We start from the raw sequence: 23951 nt of genomic DNA, 5'->3' as shown, positions 1-23951 counted from the left end.
TGGGAGCTATGAGCTATGAGCTGTGAAGATTGAACCTTGACCATTGATAATTGAACCTTGATCCCATCCACCGGTCCTAAACCTGAAACCCCCCGCATTGGAAAGTCGCTGTGGAGCGATGCGTGGGACAAGCTGCGCCGGAATCGATTGGCGGTGACTTGCCTGTCGGTGCTGGTGCTGGTGGCCTTGGGGGCGTTTCTGACGCCGCTGTTGCCATTGCAGCCATCCGACAAAACGGTAACGACTCGCGACTTCGCGCCGCCACAATTCACGCACGATCCGACCGACGATTTGACCCTGACGCTCGACCAAATTCGCGAGGCGAACGAGAAAGCCGCCTCGCTCGCCGCCACGCGGAAGGATATCCCCGCCGAAGACGCCGACGCGCTCAAGCAACTGAACGACTCGATCCACGACGTCCGTCAGCGTCCGTATCGTGCGGCGGGCTTCACCGACATGGGTCCCTTGAGTCGCTGGATGACCCGCGTGCGGATTAGCCTGTTTGGCGAATGGTCGATCCCCTCCATTTGTGGCCGCGATAGTTTGGGGCGGGACGTGCTCGCTCGCATTTTCTGGGGGGCGCGGGTTTCGATCATCGTCAGCATCGTCGCGACGCTCGTGTCATTGGTGATTGGTGTGAGCTACGGTGCGATCTCGGGCTACTTTGGCGGCACCGTTGACGCGGTGATGATGCGATTCGTCGACGTGCTGTACTCGGTTCCGTTTATCTTTGTCGTGATCTTCCTGCTGACGATCCTCGGCGAGGAGCAAACCAAAAAGCAGCTCGCCGAGTACGGCATCGATCGCATCACCATTTTCTATCTGGTCGTGGGAGCCATCTACTGGCTCACCATGGCCCGCGTGGTGCGGGGGCAGGTGCTGTCGCTCAAGAAAGAACTGTTCGTCGAGGCGGCCCGCGCCCAAGGGGCCAGCCAGTGGCGGATCATCAAATGGCACGTGGTTCCCAACGTGATGAGCGTGGTGATCGTGTACCTGACGCTGACGATCCCCCGCGTGATGCTGTTCGAAGCGTTCCTGTCGTTCCTGGGGCTTGGCGTCGAGTCGCCCGACGTTTCGTGGGGTATGCTGGCGAGCGAGGGACTCGACGTGATCAACCCCGTGCGAACCTACTGGTGGCTGGTGGTGTTTCCGAGCATCGCGATTGGCATGACGCTCTTTGCCCTCAACTTCTTCGGCGATAGCCTCCGCGACGCCCTCGACCCGAAGCTCCGCGAAGGCCGGTAAACCGCTTGCCTTGGCGACTCTGGCGGACGACAATCGAGCGATACCGATCGCCCGCGTTCTCATCGTTCGCTCCATTCCCGTCGCCGAGGTGTTCCATGCGTTCCCTGTTTGCCGCCGCAGCAATAGCCACCCTCGTCCCGCTGGTGGGTTGCCAGACCGAACAGTCGGGCCCGTCGTACGCCGACCTCGTGGTGATCTACAACGCCGAGGCCGAATCGCTGGACCGATTGCAGCGTAAGCGAGCCGAACGCGTGGCGGAGTACGAAGGGACCCTCGCCCCTAGTGGCGACGCAGCCGTTGCGGCGCTCGGCCAGTTGCTTGGTGACGTGAAAGCGAACCCACCCGCCGACTTGAACACGGCCGACCCCGATGAGTTGCTCGACAACGCCATCGCCAACGCCGAGAACCTCGACGCCAAGGCAGAAGAAATGCTCGCCGCCGCCTCTCAAAGTGCCGGCAAGCCGATGGATCGCAGTGCGATCGAGGCGATGTATAGCGACGAGTTCAAAGCCGAGCTAGCCACGCTCGATGCGGAGATCGCTAAGCAACAAGCCCGCGTCGACAAAGCGCTAGCGGATCGCGACGCGGCGGAGAAGTAAGGGGCCCTCTACTTCCGGAGCGAGCCGGGTCGTCCCCGACCCCGGATGTTTGAACTGCTCGAAATCCTTCCACTGCTCGAAGGTCAGAACGTCCGGGGTCGGGGACGACCCGGCTCACATGCCCTCTTGAAGGATAGGTGCTTCACGGCTTACTGAGTAGCTCCAGCGCCACTGCCCCCGTCGTGCTTAGCGATGTCTCCAGCGTCTTCTCGGGTTCCGGGTAGAACAAGGGTGAGTGGAGTGACGGGGCTGGGGTGTTTGCGTCTTTGAACTCCTTCATCCGTTCCGCGCTCACGGTGCCGACTTTGAACATCGAGATCGGCAGGCCGACGAGGCCGTAGCGGCTGAAGTCCTCGCCACCCATCGTGGGGTCGGTTTTTTCGACTCGCTCGGCCCCAACCACGCGCGTAGCGATCGCGGCCACTCGCTGGGTGAGCTCAGGATCGTTGTACATCGAGGGGGTTCCCTCGGAGATATCGATCTCGGGCTCGGGGGCACCGGCGCTCATCGCGGCTGCCTTCGCCTTGCGAATGATCGCTTCGGCGAGCTTCGCCCGCACTTCGGGCGAGTAGCTGCGGACGGTGAGTTGCAGCTTGCACTCGTCGCCGATCACGTTGTGCTTAGTGCCACCTTGGATGGCGCCCACCGTGATCACGGCGGGGTCGTTGGGCCGAATCTCGCGGCTCACGATGGTTTGCAAGTCGAGCACCAACTTGGCGGCGATCACCACGGGGTCGACGGTCGTCTCGGGATACGCCCCGTGCCCGCCGCGGCCTTTGACCAGGATGTCCACGCTATCGACGTTGGCACACGCGTAGCCGGGGCAGTAGCCGACCTTGCCCGCTTCGAGGTCGGCCGCCACGTGAACGGCCACCGCGTAGTCGGGACGGGGAAACATGGTGAGCAGCCCGTCGTCGAGCATCGCCTTGGCTCCGGCCCCGCGTTCCTCGGCGGGCTGCATCAGGAAGATCGCGGTGCCTTGCCAGGCATCCTTGTTCTCGGCAAGCATCCGCGCGACGCCAACCATGTTCGACATGTGAATGTCGTGCCCACAGGCGTGCATCACGCCGACCGATTGGCCACGCTCGTTGGTGGTGACGACCTTTGACGCGTACGGCACCCCGGTTTCCTCGGCGACGGGCAGGGCGTCCATGTCGGCTCGGAGCATCAAGGTGTTCCCCTCGCCATTGCGCAAGATGCCAATCACGCCATGCCCGCCAATGTCGGTTCGCACCTCGGCCCCCAGCGCGCGAAGTTCCTTGGCCATCCGCGCGGCGGTTTCCTTTTCTTCGAATGAGAGTTCTGGAGCTTGGTGCAATTCTTTGTAGAGTTCGACGATCTCAGCCGTGTGCTGCGCGGCCCAAGCCTTCGCGATTTCGTCGCCCCGCTTGGTGGAGTCGTCGGCCATCGCGGTGGCAACACAGAAGAGTAGCGGAGCACAGCAGGCGAGCAGCTTCATGATGGTTCTCGATGGCGGGGACAGTGGAAGCTCACGCCACCATTCTAGCGCACGGGCGGGCGCTTCGCGAGATATCGAATCAGCCGTTTTGGCGCTCGCCACGGTTCTTTTGATGCAACCGTGGCTAGCGCCAAAACGGCTAAAGCATGAGGAGACTCTAGCTTGAGACCAGCGCCACGAGTTGCGGGACAATCGCTCGCATCGCCCTCGAGCGATGGCTCAAGGCTCGCTTCACCGCGGGACCGAGTTCGCCGAAGGTTCGGTGGTACTCGCGGACTTCGAACAACGGGTCGTAGCCAAAGCCGTTTGAACCCGACGGAGCCCGGCGGATCACTCCGCGGCAAGTCGCGTGGCTTTCGGCTCGAATCTCGCCCGTTGGATCGGCGAGCGTCACGTGGCAGTAGTAGCCGGCTCCGCGGCGCTCGGGGGGCAGATCGCCTAGCTTCGCGAGCAACAGGCGATTGTTGTCCTCGTCCGTGGCGTTCTCGCCCGCGAAGCGTGCCGAATAGATGCCCGGCTCGCCATCGAGGGCGTCGATCTCGATGCCGCTGTCGTCCGCCAGCACCCATTCGCCGAGGTGCAGCGCCTGCTGCGTGGCTTTGAGCCTCGCGTTGGCGGCGAAGCTGTCGCCATCCTCTACCACTTCGATGGCCGTGGGGAAGTCGGCGAGCGTCGCGACCAGCACGTCGTAAGGCGCGAGCATCTCGGCTAGCTCGATGCCCTTCTTCTTGTTGTGCGTACCAATAACGACTCGCTTGCTCATGCTCGAAGTTTAAGCGAGCCGCAGGCGTTCGTTAAGCGGGCACGAGTTACCGGCCCCACACGTAGGCGGTGGTCACCGACTTCTTGGGGGCTTCGATCACTTCGGGGTTGATGTCGAGCGGCACGAATTTGCCTTGGTCGTACTCGATGTACTTCGGCTCGAGGCCCGTCGCGATCTGGCCGTGGTCGTTCGAGAACAGGTTGTTGAACTTCTGCTTGACCTCTTCGGCTCGCATGCGATCTTCCATCGGCACGTTCATGCCGACGTTCAGGGCGGCAGGCGTTTTGTAGGCAGCACCAAACGTTTGCAGGATGATGCCAACGTCGCGTGTCGGCCGGAGTTCGCCGGAGGCGGTTTGGTCGGCTACCTTGTCGAACGATCCGACCGTCACGTAGCTTTCGGTGCGATCGTGGAACTCGTAGGCTTCCCAGCCCTTGGCACGCAGGAACACCGCGATGCCATGGGCGTTTTCCGCCGCTTGGACCAGCGGGTCGACTTCTTCCTTCTTCTTACGCATCTTCGTCTTCGACGAGCTTTGGAACGCCCCTTGAAGCACCGCCTCGCCTTCGAACGTCGCGATCTTCACGGTGTAACGCTTGGGGCAGGTGAGCAGCGAGTACTCGGCACCGCTGTTCATCTTGGCGACAAACGGATCCACGCCCTTCGGCTTGAAGTACTCTTCGGGAAGCATCGGGTTGCGGGTGAGAAATGCCTTGCTCATCGGCGGGGCGTCGCGCTTGCCGCGGAGTCGCGTGAGGTACTCGCGTTCGATGGCCAGGTTCTGAGCGGTTTCGTCGTAGTCGCGTTCGAGCGCCTTGGGTTCGAGAGCCTTGACGTTGTCGAGCAGCTTTTGGGCCCCCGGGTCGTCGATGGTGGGGAAGCCGCCGACCAGCACGGCGTACTCGTGATTCTGGTCGCCGCTTTGGTACCGCATCCGAATGGGGGCACCGTAGCGATCGAGCCCACGCCCGAGCCGCTCGTCGGTTGCGTGGTTGAACGTCATCGAGTGGTGATAGGCTTCGAGGTTGTATTCTTTGCGGAGTTCGAGCACGAGCTCGCGAGCTTGGTCCTCGGCACCCTCGCCGCTAAACGTCGCGGCCATCACCATCCAGGGGCCATTCTCCTCGCGGAGGGTGTAGTCGTTATCGACTCGCGCCTCGACGCGGTTCACCGGGGCAAACATTCGCCACGCGGGGTCGGCCTGAGCGACGCTGGTTGCCGTGACCACGCCGATCGCCATGAAGACGGGCAGCAGTGCACTGGAAACGCGAATACGCATAGGGATTCCTCAAGCTTGGTACGAGCAGTACGCCGGGGCCCGGCGAGCGCGATAGACGCGCGGCTGCCACGGGCTTTGGCAGACAAGGTGGGGGAAAGTACCAAAGCCCCGGCGGCCCGACCAGACGAAATTGGGCCCGAAAACCACCGCATTCCGCCAAAAACCAGGTGCTGGCACGCAATTCGGCTGGTAAACCTGAAACCAACCGGCGAAAATTGCGGTAGTCTTAGTAGTACCCCTCCTCCCAACCGCTAGAACACCACAGGGAAGACGATGAAGTCGCTCGATCTTAAGCCTTGGACCAACTTGCTCGCTCTCGCCCTGGTTGCCGTCCTGGCAACCTCCACCGCCACGTTCGCCGACGACACGAAGGGCGCTGACAAAGACGCCAAGGCCAAAGAGCCCGCTAGCGCCTCGGACGACAAAGAAAAGGAGTCGGAGAAGCAAGAGAAAGAAAAGGCCAAAGACGCCAAGTTGGCTAAGGAGAAAGTCGAAGCCAAGGCCGACAAGCCCGCCAAGAAGGCAGCCAAGGTCCGCCTCGCCCAGCTCAACATCACCAGCAGCCTGCCCGAGGGCCCTGGCGGGGCGGGACTGTTTGGCGAGTTGCAGGTCGACCTCCGCAGCCTGCTCGACCGTATTGAGCGTGCGTCGAAGGACGACACGATCCAAGGCCTGGTGCTCAAAATCGAAAATCCCTCGATCGGCCGAGGCACGATGAACGAAGTCCGCGAGGCGATCAAGCGTTTCCGCGCCGGTGGTAAGAAGGTGTACGCCGAACTCGACATGGCGATGCCGACCGACTACCTGATCGCCACCGCGTGCGACGAAATCGTGATGCCCGAATCCGGCACGCTGGTTCTTCCAGGCGTGAGCATGGAGGGCATGTTCTACAAGGGCTTGCTCGACAAGCTCGGCGTTGAGGCCGACTTCGTCCACATGGGCGAAGCCAAGGGTGCCGCGGAGCCGTACACTCGCGAGAGCTTCAGCAAGGCGGTGAAGGCGAACCTGTCGGCGATGACCGACGACATGTACGAGCAGATGGTCGAGACGGTCGCCTTCGAGCGGCCCATCACGCGCAAAGAAGCTATCGCCGCGATCGACGAAGGCCTGATGACCGCGACCAAGGCCAAGGAGTTGGGCCTGATCGACCGCGTTGCCTATTCGACCGAGCTCAAGCAGACGCTCGGAAAGGCGTACAACACCGACAAGCTGGTGTACGTGCAGAACTACGGCAAGAAAGCAATCGACACCGATTTCTCGGGTCCGACGGGCCTGTTGAAGTTCATCAAGCTGATGTCGACCGGCAGCAAGACCAGCACCGCCAGCGGCAAGAAAATCGCCGTGGTCTACGCCGTGGGAGCCATTACCACTGGCAAGAGCGAGCCCGATCTGTTCGGCGAAACGAGCGTCATGGGCTCCACGACCATCATCGAGGCCCTGCGTGACGCGGCGGCCGACGACGACGTGGCCGCCATCGTGCTGCGGATCAATAGCCCCGGTGGTTCGGCGATCGCCAGCGACCTGATGTGGAACGAGATCGAAGCGATCGACAAGCCCATTGTCGCCAGCATGGGCGACGTGGCCGCCAGCGGTGGTTACTACATCGCGATGGGTACCGACAAGATCTTCGCCGAACCCACCACCATCACCGGCTCCATCGGCGTCGTCGGTGGCAAGATGGCCCTTCGCGGTTTGTACGACAAGCTGGGCATCTCCATCGACACCATCAGCCGCGGGGCGAACGCCGGAGTGTTCAGCTCCACCAACAAGTTCACGGCTGGCGAGCGCAAGGTAATCCAGGGCACTATGGAAGAGACTTACGAGCAGTTTACTTCCAAGGCCGCCGAAGGTCGCGACATGCCGGTCGAGCAGCTCAAGAAGCTAGCCGGAGGCAAGGTCTACTCGGGCCGTCAAGCGAAGGCCAACGGTCTGATTGACGAGCTCGGCACGCTGGACGACGCGATTGCCGAAGCCAAGAAACTCGCCGGCATCGATGCCGACGCCGACGTGAAGCTCAAGACGCTCCCCAAAACCCCCGACCTGATGGAGTCGCTGTTCGGCGACAACAGCTCGGAGCAGGAAGTGGAAGTGAAGGTCGACCTCGGCCTCGGCAACCTGCACCCCGAGCTCAAGAAGCTGATGAGCCGCGCCCAAATCCTCCAGCGGGTGTTCCAGGAGCCCGTGGTGCTGATGATGCCGTTCCATTTGGAAGTGAAATAAGGTCCCGCGAAGGCGAGAATCCGATGAACGATGGCGATAGTTTTCTGAATCGCTACTTCGACCCGTTGGCGAATACGCTGACTGCGGAAAGTGCTCGGTCCATCCTTGCGCTCGAAGCAGATGAATCGGTTCGCCAGCGGGTGGCCGAGCTGGGCGAGAAAAGTAACGCCGGGCAATTAAGCGAGGATGAGCGAGAAGAATACCGGGCACTAGCTAGCGCGGGTACTCTAATCTCCATCCTCAAGGCGAAGGCCCGGCGGATACTGGCGAATCGACCTGCGTAATGGCCATGGACGCTACCAAAAGGCAACTCGTTCGCGAGCGAGCGGGAGATCGGTGCGAGTATTGCCACCTACCGGCGTTTGCTGACGAGTGGCCCTTTCACGTGGACCACATCGTCTCGCAAGTTCACGGTGGCGAGAGCGAGCTGGCCAACTTGGCATGGTGCTGTACCCAGTGCAACCTTCACAAAGGGCCGAATTTGGTTTCGATCGATCCCGTGACCAAAGAGCAGGTCAATCTCTTCTCGCCTCGAAGTGATGCATGGCGGGAACATTTCTCGCTCGACTCCACCGGCATTCTGCTGGGAAAGACGGCTAAAGGTCGGGCGACGGTCCGCCTGCTCGACATGAACGGAAGCCCGCAGCTCGATTTGCGCCGCGAATTATTGGACCAAGGCACGTTTCCCTACACCTAGGCGTCCGCGCCGCAGCTTGACCACTCCGCCCCGTAGGGCCTAGAATCCGGGGTTTGTACGGATTCTGTGCATTTCTAACGAGGGCGACCAGCGTGCCGGGTACTTGTGTTATTGGCCTCCAGTGGGGCGACGAAGCCAAAGGGAAAATCGTCGATTTGCTGACGGCGGGGCGGCGGTACGTGGTTCGCTATCAAGGTGGGGCCAACGCTGGCCACACCGTGAAGGTGGGCAACGAAGTCTACAAACTATCGCTGCTCCCCAGCGGTGTGCTCACGCCCGGCGTCACCTGCCTGATCACCGGCGGCGTTGTGCTCAATCCCGCCAAGGCCCTCGAAGAAGTCGACGAACTGGCGGGCCGCGGCATTCAGCTCGATGGCGATAGCCTGAAGATCAGCGACCGCGTGCACGTGATCCTGCCTTGGCATTTTGCCGAGGACAAGGTGCTCGACTCCAGCACCGGCGGCGAGAACATTGGCACCACGCAGCGCGGCATCGGTCCCTGCTATCGCGACAAAGTGGCCCGCAGCCACGCCATCCGCCTGGGCGACATGTACCGCCCCGACTTTGCCGAGCGTATCAAGCACATCACCGAAGCGAAGAACCGCGTGCTCGCCGCGATGGTCACGGACGGCGACTTCGAACCGCTCGACGCCGATGCCATCTACAAGCAATACAGCGACTACGCCGAGCGGCTGAAGCCCTACGTCGATGACACGACCGAGATCCTGCTCTCCTCGCTGGAGAAAGGCGAGCACGTCATCTTCGAGGGTGCCCAAGGTTCGCTATTGGACGTTGATCATGGCACCTACCCCTACGTTACGAGCAGCAACAGCTCGGGCGTCGGCATTTCGAACGGTTCGGGCGTTCCCGGCAAGTACCTCGATCGCGTGCTGGGTGTTGTGAAGGCGTACTCCACGCGCGTCGGCGGTGGGCCGTTCCCGACCGAACTCGACAACGAAACCGGACAGTACCTCCGCGACCGTGGCAACGAGTACGGCACCGTCACTCGCCGTCCGCGACGTTGCGGATGGCTCGATGCGGTGGCGATTCGCTACACCGCGCGGCTTGGCGGCGTCGATGGCTTGTGCGTCATGCTGATGGACGTGCTCAGCGGCCTCGACGAAATCAAGATCTGCACGGCCTACGAAATCGATGGCAAGCGGACCACCGTCTACCCCAGCCACGTCGACGACCTCCGCCGCGTGACGCCCGTGTACGAGTCGGTGCCGGGCTGGAAGGAAGAGATCGACCAGGTGAAGTCGTACGACGAACTTCCCGCCGCCGCCCACGCCTACCTCGACCGCATCGCCGAGCTCATTGGCTGCCCGGTCGACGTGGTTTCGGTCGGCCCCGGTCGCGAGCAGACCATTGTGATCAACGAGTCGCTCACCCGTTGCTAAGCGAAGCGCGAGGCTAGCATGTCGAACGCCGAAGCCCCTGCGCCGCTTGCCGATGTTCCACCCGAACGCCGGCCCGCCCACATCGCCATGATCATGGATGGCAACGGCCGCTGGGCGCAGCGGCAGGGTTTGCCCCGTGTCGAAGGACATCGCCGCGGTGCCGCGGTGGTTCGGGAGATTACGGAACTCTGCTCGGACCTTGGCATCGGCCAGCTCACGCTCTATTGCCTGAGCAGCGAGAACTGGAAACGCCCCGCCGACGAGATTGCGTTTCTGATGCTCCTGTTGAAGGAGTACATTATCGAAGAGCGCGGGCCGATCATGCGGAACAATCTCCGCGTCCGCATGCTGGGCCGACGCGAGGCGATCCCCGATCACGTGCTCGAAGAGCTCGACAGGACCATCGAGATGAGCCGCGGCAATACCGGCATGTGGCTCAACCTGGCGATCAACTACGGCGGCCGCGGCGAGATCGTCGATGCCGTGCGAGCACTCGCCCGGCGGGTTCGCGAAGGTTCGCTCGAACCCGAAGACATCACCGAAGACTCGGTGTCGGGCCACCTCTACACGGCTGGCCTTGCGGATCCCGATCTGCTAGTTCGCACCGCGGGGGAAATGCGGGTGAGCAATTTCCTGCTGTGGCAAATCAGTTATGCTGAGATCTGGGTGACCGACCGCTGCTGGCCCGAGTTCGACGAGCAGCAGTTGCACCAAGCGATTCGGGCATACGCGGCTCGCGATCGCCGATTTGGTGGTTTACCCGACTTAGCCTAGTCCCTACCCACGCCCGCAGACACCACTCACCCCGAGCCCACCGCCCATGCTTTACTGGCGACTCATTCTGGCGGCGGTCGCGATTTCGCTGGTGCTCGGCCTCGCGTGGCTCGATCAATTTGGCCCCCGCCCCGGCATCTTCATGCTGCCGCTGGCACTCGTCTGTGCCTGGATGTGCGCGGGCGAGATCATGGGGCTCTACGAAAAGGCCGCGGCGAAGCGGCTTAACCTCACCGTGCGTGAAGTCCGTCTCGAACGCACCGAAAGCCTCCCTTGGCGGCCACTTGTTTACGCGGGCACGATGCTGACAGTGCTACTCGCCACGGCACCGATGACGCTCTACTACCCCGATGGCGGAGTGAGCGGTCGAACGGGCTGGATCGCGTGGGGCCTCATCGCCGGACTGATTCTCGCGCTCATCTACGAGATGTGTACCTACGATGGCCCCGATCAGCCGCCAGGCACCATTGCCACCCGCATCGCACGGTCGCTGCTAGCCATCACTTACGCGGGCGGGCTCACTGGGTTTCTCGTGCAGCTTCGCATTATTTCCGGGGGCGTTTGGGAGAGCGCCGAGCATTGCAGTTGGGGAATGCTCGCGCTGCTAACAACCATCGCTACCGTAAAGATGAACGACAGTGGAGCTTACTTCGCCGGCCACGCGTTCGGAAGGCACAAGATGGTGCCCAAGCTCAGCCCCGGAAAAACCTGGGAGGGCATCATCGGCGGGTTCATCGGCTCCATCGCCGGAGCGATGTTCTTTCTAGGGCCCGTGGCCCACTGGCTGGGCTGCGAGTACGAGCAGCCCATGCGCCAGTGGATCACGAGCGTTGTCATCTACGCCATCATCGTCGGCATCGCCGGCGTGCTGGGCGATCTAGCGATCAGCCTGCTGAAGCGCGACGCCGGGGTGAAAGACTCCAGCACATGGATGCCAGGTTTTGGAGGTTTTCTCGACCTCCTCGACTCCATCCTGCTGGCGGCCCCGGTGAGCTACGCCCTCTGGATGGGCCACGTGGTTGGACCGTGAGGCACTACCAAGGCTTCAGCTTCCAACCGACAACAAACCCGATGCCGAAGCACCACATCGCCGCGACCTCGGGCTTCTGCCGAGCGTACTCGCGGACGTAATCAATCAAGTCGGGCATCGGCTGCATTGACTGCGCTTGAGCATTCCCTCTGCTGGCTGACGACATTGTTGCCGTGGTGGCGGGCTTCGGGGGTGTTTTCGCAGCTGCGTTATTGGCCATGATCAGATCCTTCGTTGCGGAGACTGAGTTATGGAAATGTAGAAAACAATCTAACGTGGGTAGTTGGGGCGAGCTTCGTGACTCTCGGTCTCCGAGTCCGTGCTCAACGTGGTTTTGAACCACTCGAGGTTGCGAAGAAACTCTTCGCGAGATCGGTTGAGATAGCAGGTGGCGTGTTTGCAAGTGCTATAGGCGACCGACAGCAGCACGCCCGCAATGACAACGGTTACCGCGCCGACCACCGCTAGGCTCGCCGCGTGAGGCAACTCGAACGCCATCACAATCCATTCGGCGAACGCCAATAGCAGCACCGGCGTCGCCGCGAGCAACAAGCACGCGGACACGAGGCCGATCACAATGCCGCGGCCACTCGTCTTGGCCGCACCACGCATGTCGGTTCGCAATAGCTCCACTTGCAACTCGGCGAGCTGCAGCGTATCGACCGCGAACTGACGGGCCGGACTGCGCGACCCTGTCTTGGGAGAAACTTTCATCGGGGCGGCTCCTGGCCGGCGGTTTAGGTCTTTCGTTTCAATAACCATCCAACAATGCCTCCAAGTAGCAGTCCCGAGCACAAGAGCAATCGAGGATGCTCACCGGCCCAGCTACTCGCCTTTTCGCCGAGTTGCTTGAGCTGGTCCATCGCCGCTTGCGCCTGTTCGCTTGGGACTTCGCCGCTATAGGTTTGTGTCTCTGTTCTCATGCCGTTCATCACCGCACCTTGGTGTTTCATAGGTCGAGCCTTCTCATTCGTCGGGCACGGGTTGGCCCTGATCGGTGGACATGAGCTCGCCCACTCGCTTGCCGGCGTAGGCCATTAGCGCGCGGGCCGCCACCGTACCAACCGCCAGTACCGCCTGTTTGGCCATCGAAGGCCTTCCGGGTGGCGTAGGTCCCGCGTTAATATTCAGCTTGCCTTCTCTAGCAAGTTGCTTCACCACTTCGGGCGAGGCGACGTACTGACGCTCGCGTCGAGGTGGCACTAGGCAATACCCCACCACCGCCGCGATGCCGATCGCGGCGACCGGAAACTTCTTCACGTAGGACTCCCAGTTCGTCGCTTGATGCGCTTGCCGCGAAATACCTCGCACGTCGCGGTCAAGGTCACGCCGAAGCTGCGCCATAGCGGCGGTAATGTCTTCGGCGTGCTTGCCGTTAGTCGACGTGCCATTCGCGGAGCGATCGGCGAGATCGTTGAGGCGGTTGTGGGGTTGATGTGCCATGGAGCTTACCGGCTAAAGACTTTCGACAAAGCATCGGGGACCAACGAATCGGCGAGGTTCGACATCTGACGGCCGAGCTTGGCCATCTCGTCCGACATCCGATCGCCCATTCCGCGGCTGGCCGACTTCGGCTCGTAAAGCGACGTGGCGAGCGTCGCACCAATCGCAAGCCCGATCACTGCGCCCGTAACGAACGCCGCTACCATCGTCTCCTTGGGATGGTCTTGCACCATCTCGCGCGCTCGATCGGAAGTGGTTTCGCAACATTCCATCGTGGCAGACATGACTCTTCTCCTTAGCTAAAAGTTAGCGGGGCGAGAGCGAACGCACTCTAACGCGAGCGTCCACTCAACAGGCCAATCACTAGACCTGCGAGCAAGCCTGCACCAAGGGCCACGACAACCGATTCGACCGGACGACGACGGACCATTTCTTCGGCTTGTTCTTGACGATCGGCGAGTTGCTGACGAATCCGCTCGGCCGCCTCGGTGGTGGCGTCCACAGCGGTGTCGTAGTACTCGCGAGCCGTGCCCGCTACTTGCTGCATCATGGGCTGGAAGTTGGCGTCGAGTTCGCCCAGCTTCTGTTCGATCTTCGCCCGAGCTTCGCCGGTCGATCGTTGAATGATGCCAACCAGTTGTTGGAAGTCCCCTTCGAACTGGCGGAGTTCGTCGCCGCTGACCTGGCCCCAAGCTTCTTTGACTTTACCCTTGAGCTCGTTCCAGCCCCCTTCAATATGCGATTGCGTAACCATCGTAGTCTCCTTAAACGACTAGCAGGTGTGGTTCGTTGTCGAGGCACCACCAAAACGGGGTGGTTGCCGTCGGGCTAAGGAGAATGCAACTGGCGCGCCATGTTTCACTTAAGCGAAAACTTGCTGTTTTCGACGAGGCCTGCGGGGCACCATGCGCTTCGAGAGCTCACGATGGTTGCCCGGCGACCAGATTTTGGCGTTGGCGGCCGCCTCAAGCCCCCTTTTAGCGCAGGCACACCATTCGCTCTAGCGCCGCCAACGCTTTTCGCACCCACTCCATTTACCCAAAGCCTCCATGGCAACTCCATCGCAGCCCTTTTCGTCTTCCATGTCCGCAGGCAGCGCCGTGGAGCACCTGCGAATTGATGTGCACCCCGCCCAAGTGGTGGCCAATTCGGCACAGTCGGACGAGAGTGCAGTGCTTCCGCCGCTCGTCCCTTCTCGCAACGTGGAGAAGGCATGCCTGGTGATCCTGGCCGCCCTGGGTATTTTCTACACGCTCTACTTCGCCCGCTCGATCTTGCTGCCGATCACGATGGCATTCGTGATTAGCCTCGTCCTCAAGCCGATCACCAAGCGGCTGAGCCGACTCGGAATACCCAACGTCCTCAGCACGATCCTCGTGATGCTGCTATTCTCGGTCTTGGTCGTACTGGGGATTCGTATGGTGTGGGAGCCCGCCAATCGTTGGATTGAGCAAACTCCCAGAAGCATTCAGAAGGTCCGCGCGCAGCTTGCATCGACCCCTGGGCCCTGGGCACACTTGATGAAGGCGAAGTCGGAGGTCGAGAAGCTGACTTCGCTGCCGGAGGGAGAGGGCGTGGAAAAGGAGCCCGTCTCGGTACAAGTCGAACAACCTCCGCTCACCAATCGCCTGCTCAGCTCCACCGGCAGTTTTGCCACTTCGGCGAGTATCACGCTGACGCTGCTGTTCTTCGTGCTGGCCGCCGGCGATCGCTTTCTCGAAAAGGCCGTGCAGATCAAAAAGACATGGCGCGAGAAACGCGACATTGTGCTGCTGGTCAAAGAGGTCGAGCATAAAATGTCCACCTACTTGGGTGCCATTACCATCATCAACATTGGACTCGGCGCCGCGATTGGTACCGGCCTGTGGCTCATCGGCATGCCCAACCCCCTGCTATGGGGCGTGCTGGCGGCGCTGCTGAATTACATCCCGTTCGCCGGTCTGGTGATTGGCAGCCTGATCGTGTCGATCGTCGCGATTGGCGAGTTTTCTACGATGGGCCACGCCATGCTGGCACCCGCGATTTACCTGCTCTGCAACGGTATCGAGGCCAACGTCGTCACGCCCACCGTGCTGGGTCGCTCCATTAGCTTGAACCCGGTGGTGATCCTGCTCGCCGTGTTCTTAGGGGGCTGGATCTGGGGGATGGGTGGCATCTTTCTCGCTGTCCCCTTACTGTTACTAGCGAAGATTGCCTGTGACAGCAACGAGTCGCTGCAGCCCATCGGTGTGTTCCTTGCCGAGTAGCGTTCGCGGGGCTGTTGCGTGTGAACGCGACCCCAAGCCGCCCCCCGTATGTTTGCTATCCTCCGCTCGACCGTCGTCAATTTCATGACGCATCAATGCAGCCAGCTGGCCGCTGCGATTGCGTATTACATGATCTTCTCGCTACCGGGACTAATCCTGATCTCCACAAACTTCGTCGCCCAAGTCGCCCGCATCAGTGCGTTTGGTGGGACCGATGAAGTCGAGGAGCGGATGATCAACGAGATCGAAGACGTTGTCGGCCCGATCAGTTCCAAGCAGATCGCCGATCTAATCGAACATGCCCAGCGGATACCCACCTCCGGTTGGGGCATGATCGCGGGCATCGTGCTGGTGCTGTTGAGCGCCTCGGGCGTTGTGAGTCAGGTCCAGGCGTCGCTCAACACTATCTGGCACGCCGAGGAAGAGTCGACCCGACTGCGGAATCGCAACTTCCTGGTAAAGCGACTGTTGTCCATCGCGTCGGTGGTAGTGATCGCGATCGTGCTGCTGCTTTCGTTAATCCTGGGGATGGCGTTCGCGAGCCTCGGAGAACTCGCCGCCCCCATGGTCCCCGCTTCGATTGCCCCTTTTACCGGCTACCTGACCAGCGCCACGACGAACCTGCTCGTCAGTTGGCTGCTGTTCACGATAGTCTACAAGTACCTGCCCGACGTCCGCGTGACTTGGCGGGACGCTTGGCGTGGCGGACTGCTAACGGCCGTACTGTTTTGGGTGGGAAAGACCGTGCTAACTGGCTTCATTTCGCAGTTAGGCATTGGTTCGGCGTACGGCGCGGCGGGATCGCTCGCCGTACTTCTGGCGTGGCTCTACTACAGCGCACTGGTCTTTTTGTTCGGGGCGGAACTCACTCAGAGTCTCGAGGCCCACTTCCTCAGGGTCCGCGCAAAAAGAAGGCACGCCGACTGACTAGCAGTCGGCGTGCCTGGGCTTCTTTGGGGGGGAAAAGAAGCCGCTTAGGGGTCACTTACGACTCTTGCGGGCGTCGCGAAGGTCGCGAACCCGGTCGTGAACGCCTTTGACGTGGCTGTACTGGTGTTGAATGACTTCGGTCACCGCCGAGCCAGCAACGTCCTTCAGCACGTCTTCGTATTTCTCTTTGATCACATCCTCGCCACGTTCGGCTTCAGCGAGCACCGTGTAGGCGTCGCCATCGCTAATCGCTGCGCGGAACTTCAACCACGTTTGATGCAGAGCGGCCGACCAGCTTCGGTCGTCCGTCGGGTCGCCTTCGTTCATCTCGACAATTGCGTCGAGTTCGTCGGCCTGTCGTGTGCGATCCACCGCCCATACCCGAAACTCGGAGGCCAGCGTTTTGTCCTCAATGGCGTCCGCGGCTTCTTGAAAGCCCGAGGCGCTATCGCGATTCACCTGCGCGAGTTGTGAGACTTTGGTCACAACTTCTTCCGGTAGGTGAAGGGTGGTTTCTTGGGACAGAATACTCATTGCAGAAGCTCCTTCCCGCACCGTTTCCAAATTGTAGTGATAAGTCAAAAGGTGCACCGAGGACCGAAGGTTTGGCCTCGCCCCGAGAGGTCCGACCAAACCCTCGACCTTGGTGCATTGCTACCAAGCACAGGCCGAAGCCTGAGTTGGGAGTACGGTTACACCGTCGGACGGATCCGGGGGAAGATCAGGCTGATCACGAAGACCACCAAGAACACGAAGAAGCAGATCTTCGCAGCGGTCATCGCAACGCCCGTCACGGCACCTCCGAAGCCAAGTACGCCAGCGATCAAAGCAATAATCAGAAATGTGATAGCCCAACCTAACATCGGATGCCTTCCTTTCGCGAAGGGTGTCTGTCGCCAATGTCGTTGTTGCATTGGCGACTTGATTTGTTGTTGAAGGGAGTGAATTGCAATCGCTATGCCAAAGTTCAAATAGTTCGAAAAGCAGTGGTAATGATTGAGTTTTGCTGTCACTTTTCGCAAAATTTGGCGTCGCGCGGACCAGAGTGAAAGCCCGACGAGCAGATGGCCGGTCCCTCCAACGTGGCGTTTAAGGGTTCTCCGAGACATCCACTTCGACGTCACCATTGTCGACGTCACGCAGAACCTCGACTTCGCCCGCGGGGGTTTCGATGTCGACGACCTTCTCCTTCCGCTCGCAGCCGGTCGAGGCTAGACCGAGGACGGCAATCAGGCTGAGCGAGGCGAGAGGGCAGTAGTGAGAGCGGAGCATAGTTGAGTTCCTACAAAGGATGTTGGCGGAGTTCCTGGAGCGGTCTCCTACGACGACGGCCAAATGCACGTGGCATGCCGGGGGTGGTGGGAAGGATGGCAGCAGTTTCGCCGCCCAAAGTTAGGGTGAAACCACGCTCAGCCTGGCTGCTCGTCTGCCGAGCTGGTCGCCGGGCGACCAGATTTTGACCCACCGCGGCTTCCGACTCGGCCCCAAGACGCCTAGGATAGAAATGTTGGTAGGGAAATGTCCCTAAATTGCATTTGCTGGCGGTGTTGGTCGGAACTCGCGCGACTGGCCCCGCTTTTGCTACACAGGGCGTCCTATGGCAAAACTACTCTTAATCGACGACGATCGCTCGGTTCATCTGCTGGTGAAGCGAGCGCTGGAAAACACCGACCTCGAAGTTCTCACCGCGACCAACAGCAAGGACGCGTTCGAGATGATGCGGGCTTCGCATCCCGACGCCGTGCTGCTCGACATCGTGCTGCCGGACTGCTCGGGCCTCGAAGCTTATGCCCAGATACGGGAGTTCGATCAGCACCTGCCAGTGATCTTCATCACCGGCAGCGGCACCAGCGATACCGCGATCGAAGCGATGAAGCTGGGGGCGTTTGACTACGTTCACAAACCGATCGACCTCGACAAGCTCGAACCGCTGGTTGAGCGTGCCGTCGCCTCGCGACGGATGGCAAGCGTGCCGGTCGGCATGCGGAATATCCTCGAGCCCGACGAAAAAGGGGACGCCTTCGTTGGTCGTTGCTCGGCGATGCAAGAGGTATTCAAGGCTATCGGTCGCGTCGCCCCGCAAAACATCCCCGTGTTGGTACGTGGCGAGAGTGGTACCGGTAAAGAACTAGTCGCCCGCGCGGTGTTCCAACATGGCTCCCGATCCAAAGGCCCGTTCCTCGCCGTGAACTGCGCGGCACTTTCCGAAACTTTGCTCGAAAGCGAACTGTTCGGTCACGAGAAGGGCTCGTTCACCGGGGCCCACGAACGCCGCATAGGTAAGTTCGAACAATGCTCGGGCGGGACGATCTTCCTCGACGAAGTCGGCGACATGACGCCCCTGGTGCAAAGCAAAGTGCTACGTCTGCTCCAGGAACAAAAGTTCGAGCGTGTCGGCGGCAACGAAACGATCAGCACCGACGTTCGCATCATCTCCGCGACAAATCGCGACCTCGAAAAGATGTGCGAAGAGGGCGAGTTCCGCTCCGACCTGTTCTATCGCCTCAACGGTTTCACCATCAACATCCCGCCGCTCCGCGAACGGGCCGACGATCGCGTGATGCTGTTCCAGCACTTCCTCGCCCGGCTCAACCGCGAGCTCAATCGCGAGGTCGAGGGCATCGCCCCCGACGCGCTCCAAATTTTCATGGAGTACGAGTGGCCCGGTAACGTCCGCGAACTGCAAAGCGTCCTAAAGCAAGCGATGCTCCAAGCGTCCGGATCGGTGCTGATGGCCCTGCACATCCCTGACTACATTCACGACTCGCTCAACGGCAAGTCGCGTGGTGGTTCGGCGTCCGGCGAACAGAGCGGCGGCAAGGGTTGGTCGATCACCAAGCTCATCGACGAGCGCCTGGCGGCGAACCCCGACAACCTGTACGCCGACATGTTGAACTGGATGGAGACGAACCTGCTGAGCCGCGTCCTGCAAAAGACCGACGGCAATCAATCCGAGGCCGCCCGCCTACTCGGCATCACCCGCGGCAGTCTGCGTAACAAGATTCGTACACACAACATCTCCATCTCGCAGGTCGTCACGCTCGACGAAAACGACGACATGGACGCGGAGAGCGACGAAGCCACCGAGCCCGTCGCCGCCGCCCAGTAGTAAAAACTGTGCGGCAAATCAGACTCTGGTGCAACTCAGACGGTGCTGCATATCAGACTGTGGGAGGGCTCTCCGAGCCCGATGCGCTGGGTGAGAACTCCGAGTGGGGCGTAACAAAATTGGCGTCCCGAACTCTTGCGAGTTCGGCCACCAACCCTCGTTGCTTATTACGACTTTCTCAAAAAAAGTGACTTGAAAGTACTCGCGCCCATGTTCCAATGAGGGTGCGGGAACGTCTGTTCACAATGCGGAAGGGGCGTAAAAACGGATCGAATTGTTTCACGTGAAACAATTTCTCAGTTTCAAAACCGGACTGTCAGAGCCTTCCTACAACCAATCACGAAATGCCAGCCGAATTCTCCGCCCGGGGCTCGGCTAGATCGACAAGCCCACACTATTCCAGCGGCCCGTCTACCACCGTATACGGCTTCAGCAAATCGGCGAGCACCTCGCACGCCTGTTCCAGTTCGGGGACACGCGCCGCGACTGCAGGCAGGTTGTTATCCCGCGCGTCCTGCTCCATCGCCGCGGCAATCTGGGCGGTGAGGCGTGCGTCGAAATTCAGTGCCAAGCCTTTGATGCTGTGCGAGTTGCGACGTGCTTCGGAGTAGTTGCCCGCTTCGAGGGCCTGCTTCAAAGCTTCTAACAGGTCCGGATAGTCTTCGATGTAGCACTGCGCAAGATCGGCCAGCAGCCCACGATCGCCCCGCAGACGCGCCATGACGGACCCTAGATCGAAGCTCTCCGTTTGAGGGCGAAATGCACGCGCCGTAGCGCTCGAAGAATCGGAACTGGCGGGCGAATCGCCGCTCCCCACGCTGTACGCTCCGTGCCGCTCGATGACTTGGGCGAGCTCGAGAATGTCGAGCGGTTTGGCGATGTAGTCGGTCATGCCGGCGGCGAGGCAACGGTCGCGGTCGCCCTGCATGGCGTGGGCCGTGATGGCAATGATGGGAGTAGGAAGCACGCCCGATTTCGCTTCCCAAGCGCGGATCGCCGCGGTAGCCTGGAAGCCGTCCATGATGGGCATCTGCACGTCCATCAAGATGACGTCGTACTTCTCGTTGCGAACGAGTTCAAACGCCTCGCGGCCGTTATCGGCGAGCGTGCACGCGTGCCCTCGCTTCTCTAAAACTCGCTGTACCACTTTGCGATTGGCCTGAGTGTCCTCGACCACCAGCACCGACAACGACTTGCCTGACACCGCCAGATCTCCCAACGTGTTCGACTCGTGCTCCACAATCTCCCCGGCGGTCACGATGCCGGCGATGGCGTTGAACAGGCTCGACTGGCTAACTGGCTTTTCCAGGTAGGCGTCGGAGTGTGCTTGTTCGCACCGCTCGCGCAGGATCATTCGATCGCTCGAGGAAATCATTAGGATACACGCGGGACGCTCGCCGCCAAGCTCTTGAATGTCCGCCAGCAGCGAGAAACCGTCTTTTTCGGGCATCAGAGCATCGACAATCGCCAGCTCGTACGGCTCGCCCGATTCCATTGCGCGCTTGATTTCGGATAGGGCTTCACGGGCCGTCGCAAACGACCGGGAGCGGATGCCCCAATTGTTGAGCAGTTCGCGAACGATTTCGCGATTGGTGTCGTGATCGTCGACCACCACGGCACGCAGCTGCTGCATCAGCCGTGCCGGCCCTGTCGGTGCGTGAGGTGCCGAGGGATCGCCGGCTATGCGGAAGTGACCCACGAAACTAAACACGCTGCCGTCGCCCAGTTTGCTGTCGACCACCAGGTTACCGCCAAGGCAGGCGACGAGGTGCGACGCGATCGACAGCCCCAGCCCCGTGCCGCCGAACTGCCGGGTGGACGAGGCGTCGGCTTGCGCGAAGGGTGCGAAGATGCGTTCTTTATCGCTATCGGCGATGCCGATGCCAGTGTCGCTGACGCGGAAGGCAATGGCACACTCCTCAGCCTCGGCGTCGACCAGGCCAACTTCCACCAGCACCTCGCCTTGCTCGGTGAACTTCACGGCGTTGCTCACTAGGTTGTTCAGGATTTGCTGCAACCGTAAGGCGTCACCGATCAGCGCGTCCGGCACATCGTTATCGATGTGGCAGGCGATTTCGATCCCTTTTTGGTATGCCCGCAAGCTTGCCTGGCGCATGGTATCTTCCAGGGAACGCCGCAGACTGAAGGGGCCGTCTTCGAGCGTGAACTTGCCCGCTTCGAGCTTCGACACGTCGAGCAAATCGTCGACCAATTGATTGAGTTGCGTCACCGCTTCGCGGGCCGTCAGCAAACTATCGCGAACTCCAGGCGTGAGCTCTTCGTCGAGCGCCAGCGAGGTCATACCGAGGATCGCATTCATCGGCGAGCGAAGCTCGTGGCTAACGTTGGCCAGGAACTGGTTCTTGGTTCGGCTGGCCGCTTCGGCCGCTTCGAGGGCACGCTTGAGCGCGTCGGCGGCGCGGACGCGATCGGAGATATCGTGAGCTATCGACGAACAACCCACCACGTCGCCGGCGCGATTGCGAATGGGGGAAGCCGAAACAGCGAGCGCCACCCGCTCGCCCTTCTTGGTGACCCGCTCGGTGTCGGTGGATTGGATAGAACCTCCCTCGCGGATCGTCTCGAGCAGCGTGTCGAACTCGTGCCTAAGGTCTGGCGGGTAAACGATGCTGCCGGACTGACCGATCGCTTCCTCGACCGAATAGCCGTAAATCTTCTCAGCGGCATGGTTCCAGCTTTGAATCGTGCCGTCGACGTTCATGCTGATGATGGCATCGGCCGACGACGAGATGATCGCAGCGAACTCCGACGCCGTGCGGTACGAGGCGTTCTCGACGTTCTCTTGGAATTCGACAAAGCTCCGTACCGAGTCGACGATCGACTCGTCAATGAGACTGGCAATACGAGCCTGAATTGCCGGGGTCATATCGATGTCGGCGTTCGACAGCAGGTACTCCATAATGACGGGCCGGAGGGTTTGGTAGTCGCGGACGACGTCTTGCAGGCTCCAGCCGAGTTGCCACCGCTGCCGGCCGTGCTTTTCGGCCATTTCCTCCGAGGCTTCGCTGGTCACCGTCTGACCCTGCATGAGGTCGGTACCGATGCGATCGAGCAACTGGGGCAGATGGTCGCGCAAGTGATGCCGATGGTCGCTCGCCCCCAATGGCGTACGCTCCACGCGGTCGAGCCATCGTTCGACGATGGCGTACGAGTGGTCGCGAATCGCGCGGCCGGCAACGACGAGTGCCGGATCGTTCTGTTCCGCGGGGTCGGGCATGGTGTCACTTGTTAGAGGGTTAGAGTGGCAGAATGGTTGGTGTCGGATCTCTCTAAAGGTGTTCTTGGGGGCTCGTTACTCGCGAGTTGCGTCGCATCGACAACTCGCAGGTACCGTTCGCGGATGTCATCGAGGTCGGCTTGGCAACTGACCTGTTTTTCACAACCTTCCACGATCATTTCGGCGTGATGACGAATCGCTCGTAAAGTCTCTTCATCGGGGCCAGCCTTTGCGATTCGTGCGAGCGATTCCAAAAGTCGGATGGAAACGGCAACGCTTCCCGCCCCGTATTGTCGTATCTGGTCAAATCCCGCGTGAAGCAGGCTGTCGAACGACGTCGAAGGGCCAGCGATTCTCAGTTGTTCTTGTTCGCCTTTGATAAGCGGAATGGCACAGCTCACATCCCGATCGGCCAAGCGGCAATACGCAGCCGTCAGGCGGTCGACGCTGGCCATTGCGGTGAACGGATCGTTAATGCCCGGCGATAGTGCTCGCACGGCAAGTTCCGCGAGTTCGTTGATGGCGCATTCCACGTCCTGGCGTGGGGTGCGGATGTTACCAATCAGAAACAGCGTGGAGAGCCGTTTGGCAAAGTCGTCGTCGTGTTTCGCATCGCCCTCACCGCTTTTAACGAACTTGGCAAGCGGCAGACCGCGTACCACGAAGTCGCCAGGACGCGCGACGAGCAGGACATAGAGCCCATGTTGTTCGGCAATCTCTGAGAGAGGCTGAATGCTAACGGCCTGGAGGTAGCCGTCCTTCGTAGCGGGGATCGAGTCACACTCGAGGTTCTCGAATCGGTTGCGAATCGATTCCAATTCCTCCGGCCCGATCGCGCAGGCCGCATCCTCTTTTGCTGGAAAGATGCGTTCGATGGCAGAGTCGAGGTCTTTGGCCACGTCGGTTACCACGTTCATGGATTGTACGGAGTGGGCAACACGGTGGATGAAGTAGACCACCGCAAAAAGGGTAGTCATCGCAAACACAGTCGCCAACAGCACGCCGATGTGAGGGACCACCGTTTCGCCGTCGACTTCCGCCACTTGCCACAGCAAAAGCAAGCAGTAAAGGCTCGCTGCGAGGCAAACACCCAGGGTGACTTGCGTTACGCTTTGCTCCAAAAAATTTCGCAGCAGGCGGGGACCGAACTGCGAAGAGGTGAGCGAGAACGTGACGACCGTCACCGAGAACACAACTCCAGCTACGGTGAACATGGCACTGGCGAGCGACGCCAAAGTGCTGCGTGCCGAGGTGCCCGTCGATTTCATCCAATCGGGAATCGAGTCCGACAGATGCTGGTCGGCAATGGGAACCATCACTGCCAACATGACCGCAGCCAGGATCAATAGGGAAGGAAAGAACCAGAATCCGGTTCGGAACGTGTCCCAAAGGGTGACTAGCCGGGTGCGCATTGGTGGATGGGCGGTTTTCCTGAGGCGGGTACAGGGGAATCAATAGCAGGATGCAACTTGTGTGCCGCCCCTAGTTCGGCCGTAGAGCTCCCCTCGTTGGCGGGACC

Annotated in this window: 25 protein-coding genes; 11 read left to right on the top strand and 14 right to left on the bottom strand. The window is 60.7% G+C overall.

Annotated elements, in window-relative coordinates; all coding sequences use genetic code 11:
* Positions 1 to 57: 57 nt before the first annotated feature.
* The gene (locus SH292x_RS18485) at positions 58 to 1245 is read left to right on the top strand and encodes an ABC transporter permease (protein WP_442482501.1); all 1188 of its coding nucleotides are present in this window, start codon (positions 58 to 60) and stop codon (positions 1243 to 1245) included.
* A 95-nt stretch (positions 1246 to 1340) separates the two neighbouring features.
* The gene (locus SH292x_RS18480) at positions 1341 to 1844 is read left to right on the top strand and encodes a hypothetical protein (RefSeq protein WP_442482500.1); all 504 of its coding nucleotides are present in this window, start codon (positions 1341 to 1343) and stop codon (positions 1842 to 1844) included.
* 142 nt (positions 1845 to 1986) lie between these two features.
* Here the strand turns inward: SH292x_RS18480 and SH292x_RS18475 are convergent, their stop codons facing one another.
* From SH292x_RS18475 to SH292x_RS18465, 3 genes are all read right to left on the bottom strand, one after another.
* Entirely contained in the window at positions 1987 to 3303 is a 1317-nt protein-coding gene (locus tag SH292x_RS18475; protein WP_442482499.1) for a M20 metallopeptidase family protein, read from the bottom strand.
* Positions 3304 to 3460: 157 nt separating this feature from the next.
* A complete protein-coding gene (locus tag SH292x_RS18470; protein WP_442482498.1) occupies positions 3461 to 4066 on the bottom strand; it encodes a non-canonical purine NTP pyrophosphatase in 606 nt (201 codons plus the stop codon).
* A gap of 46 nt (positions 4067 to 4112) precedes the next feature.
* Positions 4113 to 5345, bottom strand: a complete 1233-nt coding sequence (locus SH292x_RS18465) for a hypothetical protein (protein ID WP_442482497.1) — start codon at positions 5343 to 5345, stop codon at positions 4113 to 4115.
* Positions 5346 to 5618: 273 nt separating this feature from the next.
* Between SH292x_RS18465 and sppA the strand changes: the two genes are divergently transcribed.
* The 6 genes from sppA (at position 5619) to SH292x_RS18435 (ending at position 11466) form a co-directional block, all read left to right on the top strand.
* Positions 5619 to 7565 (top strand): signal peptide peptidase SppA, encoded by a 1947-nt coding sequence (sppA, locus tag SH292x_RS18460; RefSeq protein ID WP_442482496.1) that lies wholly within the window; start codon positions 5619 to 5621, stop codon positions 7563 to 7565.
* 23 nt (positions 7566 to 7588) lie between these two features.
* The gene (locus SH292x_RS18455) at positions 7589 to 7849 is read left to right on the top strand and encodes a hypothetical protein (protein ID WP_442482495.1); all 261 of its coding nucleotides are present in this window, start codon (positions 7589 to 7591) and stop codon (positions 7847 to 7849) included.
* 5 nt (positions 7850 to 7854) lie between these two features.
* The gene (locus SH292x_RS18450; RefSeq protein WP_442482494.1) at positions 7855 to 8262 is read left to right on the top strand and encodes an HNH endonuclease; all 408 of its coding nucleotides are present in this window, start codon (positions 7855 to 7857) and stop codon (positions 8260 to 8262) included.
* Between the two features lie 92 nt (positions 8263 to 8354).
* Complete coding sequence (locus SH292x_RS18445) at positions 8355 to 9662, top strand: adenylosuccinate synthase (RefSeq protein WP_442482493.1); 1308 nt, start codon at positions 8355 to 8357, stop codon at positions 9660 to 9662.
* A gap of 18 nt (positions 9663 to 9680) precedes the next feature.
* Positions 9681 to 10436, top strand: a complete 756-nt coding sequence (locus SH292x_RS18440) for an isoprenyl transferase (protein WP_442482492.1) — start codon at positions 9681 to 9683, stop codon at positions 10434 to 10436.
* Positions 10437 to 10482: 46 nt separating this feature from the next.
* Positions 10483 to 11466: a phosphatidate cytidylyltransferase gene (locus SH292x_RS18435; RefSeq protein WP_442482491.1), complete on the top strand. Its 984-nt coding sequence runs from the start codon at positions 10483 to 10485 to the stop codon at positions 11464 to 11466.
* A 4-nt stretch (positions 11467 to 11470) separates the two neighbouring features.
* Here the strand turns inward: SH292x_RS18435 and SH292x_RS18430 are convergent, their stop codons facing one another.
* Genes SH292x_RS18430 through SH292x_RS18405 form a run of 6 tightly spaced genes read right to left on the bottom strand, consistent with a single transcriptional unit; the run spans position 11471 to position 13663 of the window.
* A complete protein-coding gene (locus tag SH292x_RS18430) occupies positions 11471 to 11686 on the bottom strand; it encodes a hypothetical protein (protein ID WP_442482490.1) in 216 nt (71 codons plus the stop codon).
* A gap of 50 nt (positions 11687 to 11736) precedes the next feature.
* Positions 11737 to 12180, bottom strand: a complete 444-nt coding sequence (locus SH292x_RS18425) for a phage holin family protein (RefSeq protein ID WP_442482489.1) — start codon at positions 12178 to 12180, stop codon at positions 11737 to 11739.
* Between the two features lie 23 nt (positions 12181 to 12203).
* Positions 12204 to 12419 carry a hypothetical protein gene (locus SH292x_RS18420; RefSeq protein ID WP_442482488.1) on the bottom strand — a complete coding sequence of 72 codons (216 nt, stop codon included), beginning with the start codon at positions 12417 to 12419 and terminating at the stop codon, positions 12204 to 12206.
* Positions 12420 to 12432: 13 nt separating this feature from the next.
* Complete coding sequence (locus SH292x_RS18415) at positions 12433 to 12909, bottom strand: hypothetical protein (RefSeq protein ID WP_442482487.1); 477 nt, start codon at positions 12907 to 12909, stop codon at positions 12433 to 12435.
* Positions 12910 to 12914: 5 nt separating this feature from the next.
* Positions 12915 to 13193, bottom strand: a complete 279-nt coding sequence (locus SH292x_RS18410) for a hypothetical protein (protein ID WP_442482486.1) — start codon at positions 13191 to 13193, stop codon at positions 12915 to 12917.
* Between the two features lie 47 nt (positions 13194 to 13240).
* Positions 13241 to 13663 (bottom strand): CsbD family protein, encoded by a 423-nt coding sequence (locus SH292x_RS18405; protein ID WP_442482485.1) that lies wholly within the window; start codon positions 13661 to 13663, stop codon positions 13241 to 13243.
* Positions 13664 to 13991: 328 nt separating this feature from the next.
* Here SH292x_RS18405 and SH292x_RS18400 point away from each other — a divergent pair, with 328 nt between their 5' ends.
* Together SH292x_RS18400 and SH292x_RS18395 are read left to right on the top strand one after the other, a co-directional pair.
* A complete protein-coding gene (locus SH292x_RS18400) occupies positions 13992 to 15155 on the top strand; it encodes an AI-2E family transporter (RefSeq protein WP_442482484.1) in 1164 nt (387 codons plus the stop codon).
* Between the two features lie 48 nt (positions 15156 to 15203).
* A complete protein-coding gene (locus SH292x_RS18395; protein WP_442482483.1) occupies positions 15204 to 16082 on the top strand; it encodes a YihY/virulence factor BrkB family protein in 879 nt (292 codons plus the stop codon).
* Positions 16083 to 16136: 54 nt separating this feature from the next.
* Here the strand turns inward: SH292x_RS18395 and SH292x_RS18390 are convergent, their stop codons facing one another.
* From SH292x_RS18390 to SH292x_RS18380, 3 genes are all read right to left on the bottom strand, one after another.
* Positions 16137 to 16619, bottom strand: a complete 483-nt coding sequence (locus tag SH292x_RS18390) for a PA2169 family four-helix-bundle protein (protein WP_442482482.1) — start codon at positions 16617 to 16619, stop codon at positions 16137 to 16139.
* 158 nt (positions 16620 to 16777) lie between these two features.
* Positions 16778 to 16948: a DUF1328 domain-containing protein gene (locus tag SH292x_RS18385; protein ID WP_442482481.1), complete on the bottom strand. Its 171-nt coding sequence runs from the start codon at positions 16946 to 16948 to the stop codon at positions 16778 to 16780.
* A 226-nt stretch (positions 16949 to 17174) separates the two neighbouring features.
* A complete protein-coding gene (locus tag SH292x_RS18380; RefSeq protein WP_442482480.1) occupies positions 17175 to 17357 on the bottom strand; it encodes a hypothetical protein in 183 nt (60 codons plus the stop codon).
* Between the two features lie 325 nt (positions 17358 to 17682).
* Between SH292x_RS18380 and SH292x_RS18375 the strand changes: the two genes are divergently transcribed.
* Entirely contained in the window at positions 17683 to 19194 is a 1512-nt protein-coding gene (locus SH292x_RS18375) for a sigma-54-dependent transcriptional regulator (RefSeq protein WP_442482479.1), read from the top strand.
* A gap of 394 nt (positions 19195 to 19588) precedes the next feature.
* Here SH292x_RS18375 and SH292x_RS18370 read toward each other — a convergent pair whose 3' ends face one another.
* Together SH292x_RS18370 and SH292x_RS18365 are read right to left on the bottom strand one after the other, a co-directional pair.
* Positions 19589 to 22432, bottom strand: a complete 2844-nt coding sequence (locus tag SH292x_RS18370; protein WP_442482478.1) for a response regulator — start codon at positions 22430 to 22432, stop codon at positions 19589 to 19591.
* A gap of 11 nt (positions 22433 to 22443) precedes the next feature.
* Entirely contained in the window at positions 22444 to 23844 is a 1401-nt protein-coding gene (locus tag SH292x_RS18365) for a DUF2254 domain-containing protein (protein WP_442482477.1), read from the bottom strand.
* Positions 23845 to 23951: the final 107 nt, after the last annotated feature.

The organism is Aeoliella fuhlenseeensis, from assembly GCF_052161615.1.
In the GTDB taxonomy this organism is placed as follows: Bacteria; Planctomycetota; Planctomycetia; order Pirellulales; family Lacipirellulaceae; genus Aeoliella.
The sequence above is the reverse complement of the archived record's forward strand: the minus strand, read 5'-3'. Positions and strand labels throughout refer to the sequence as shown.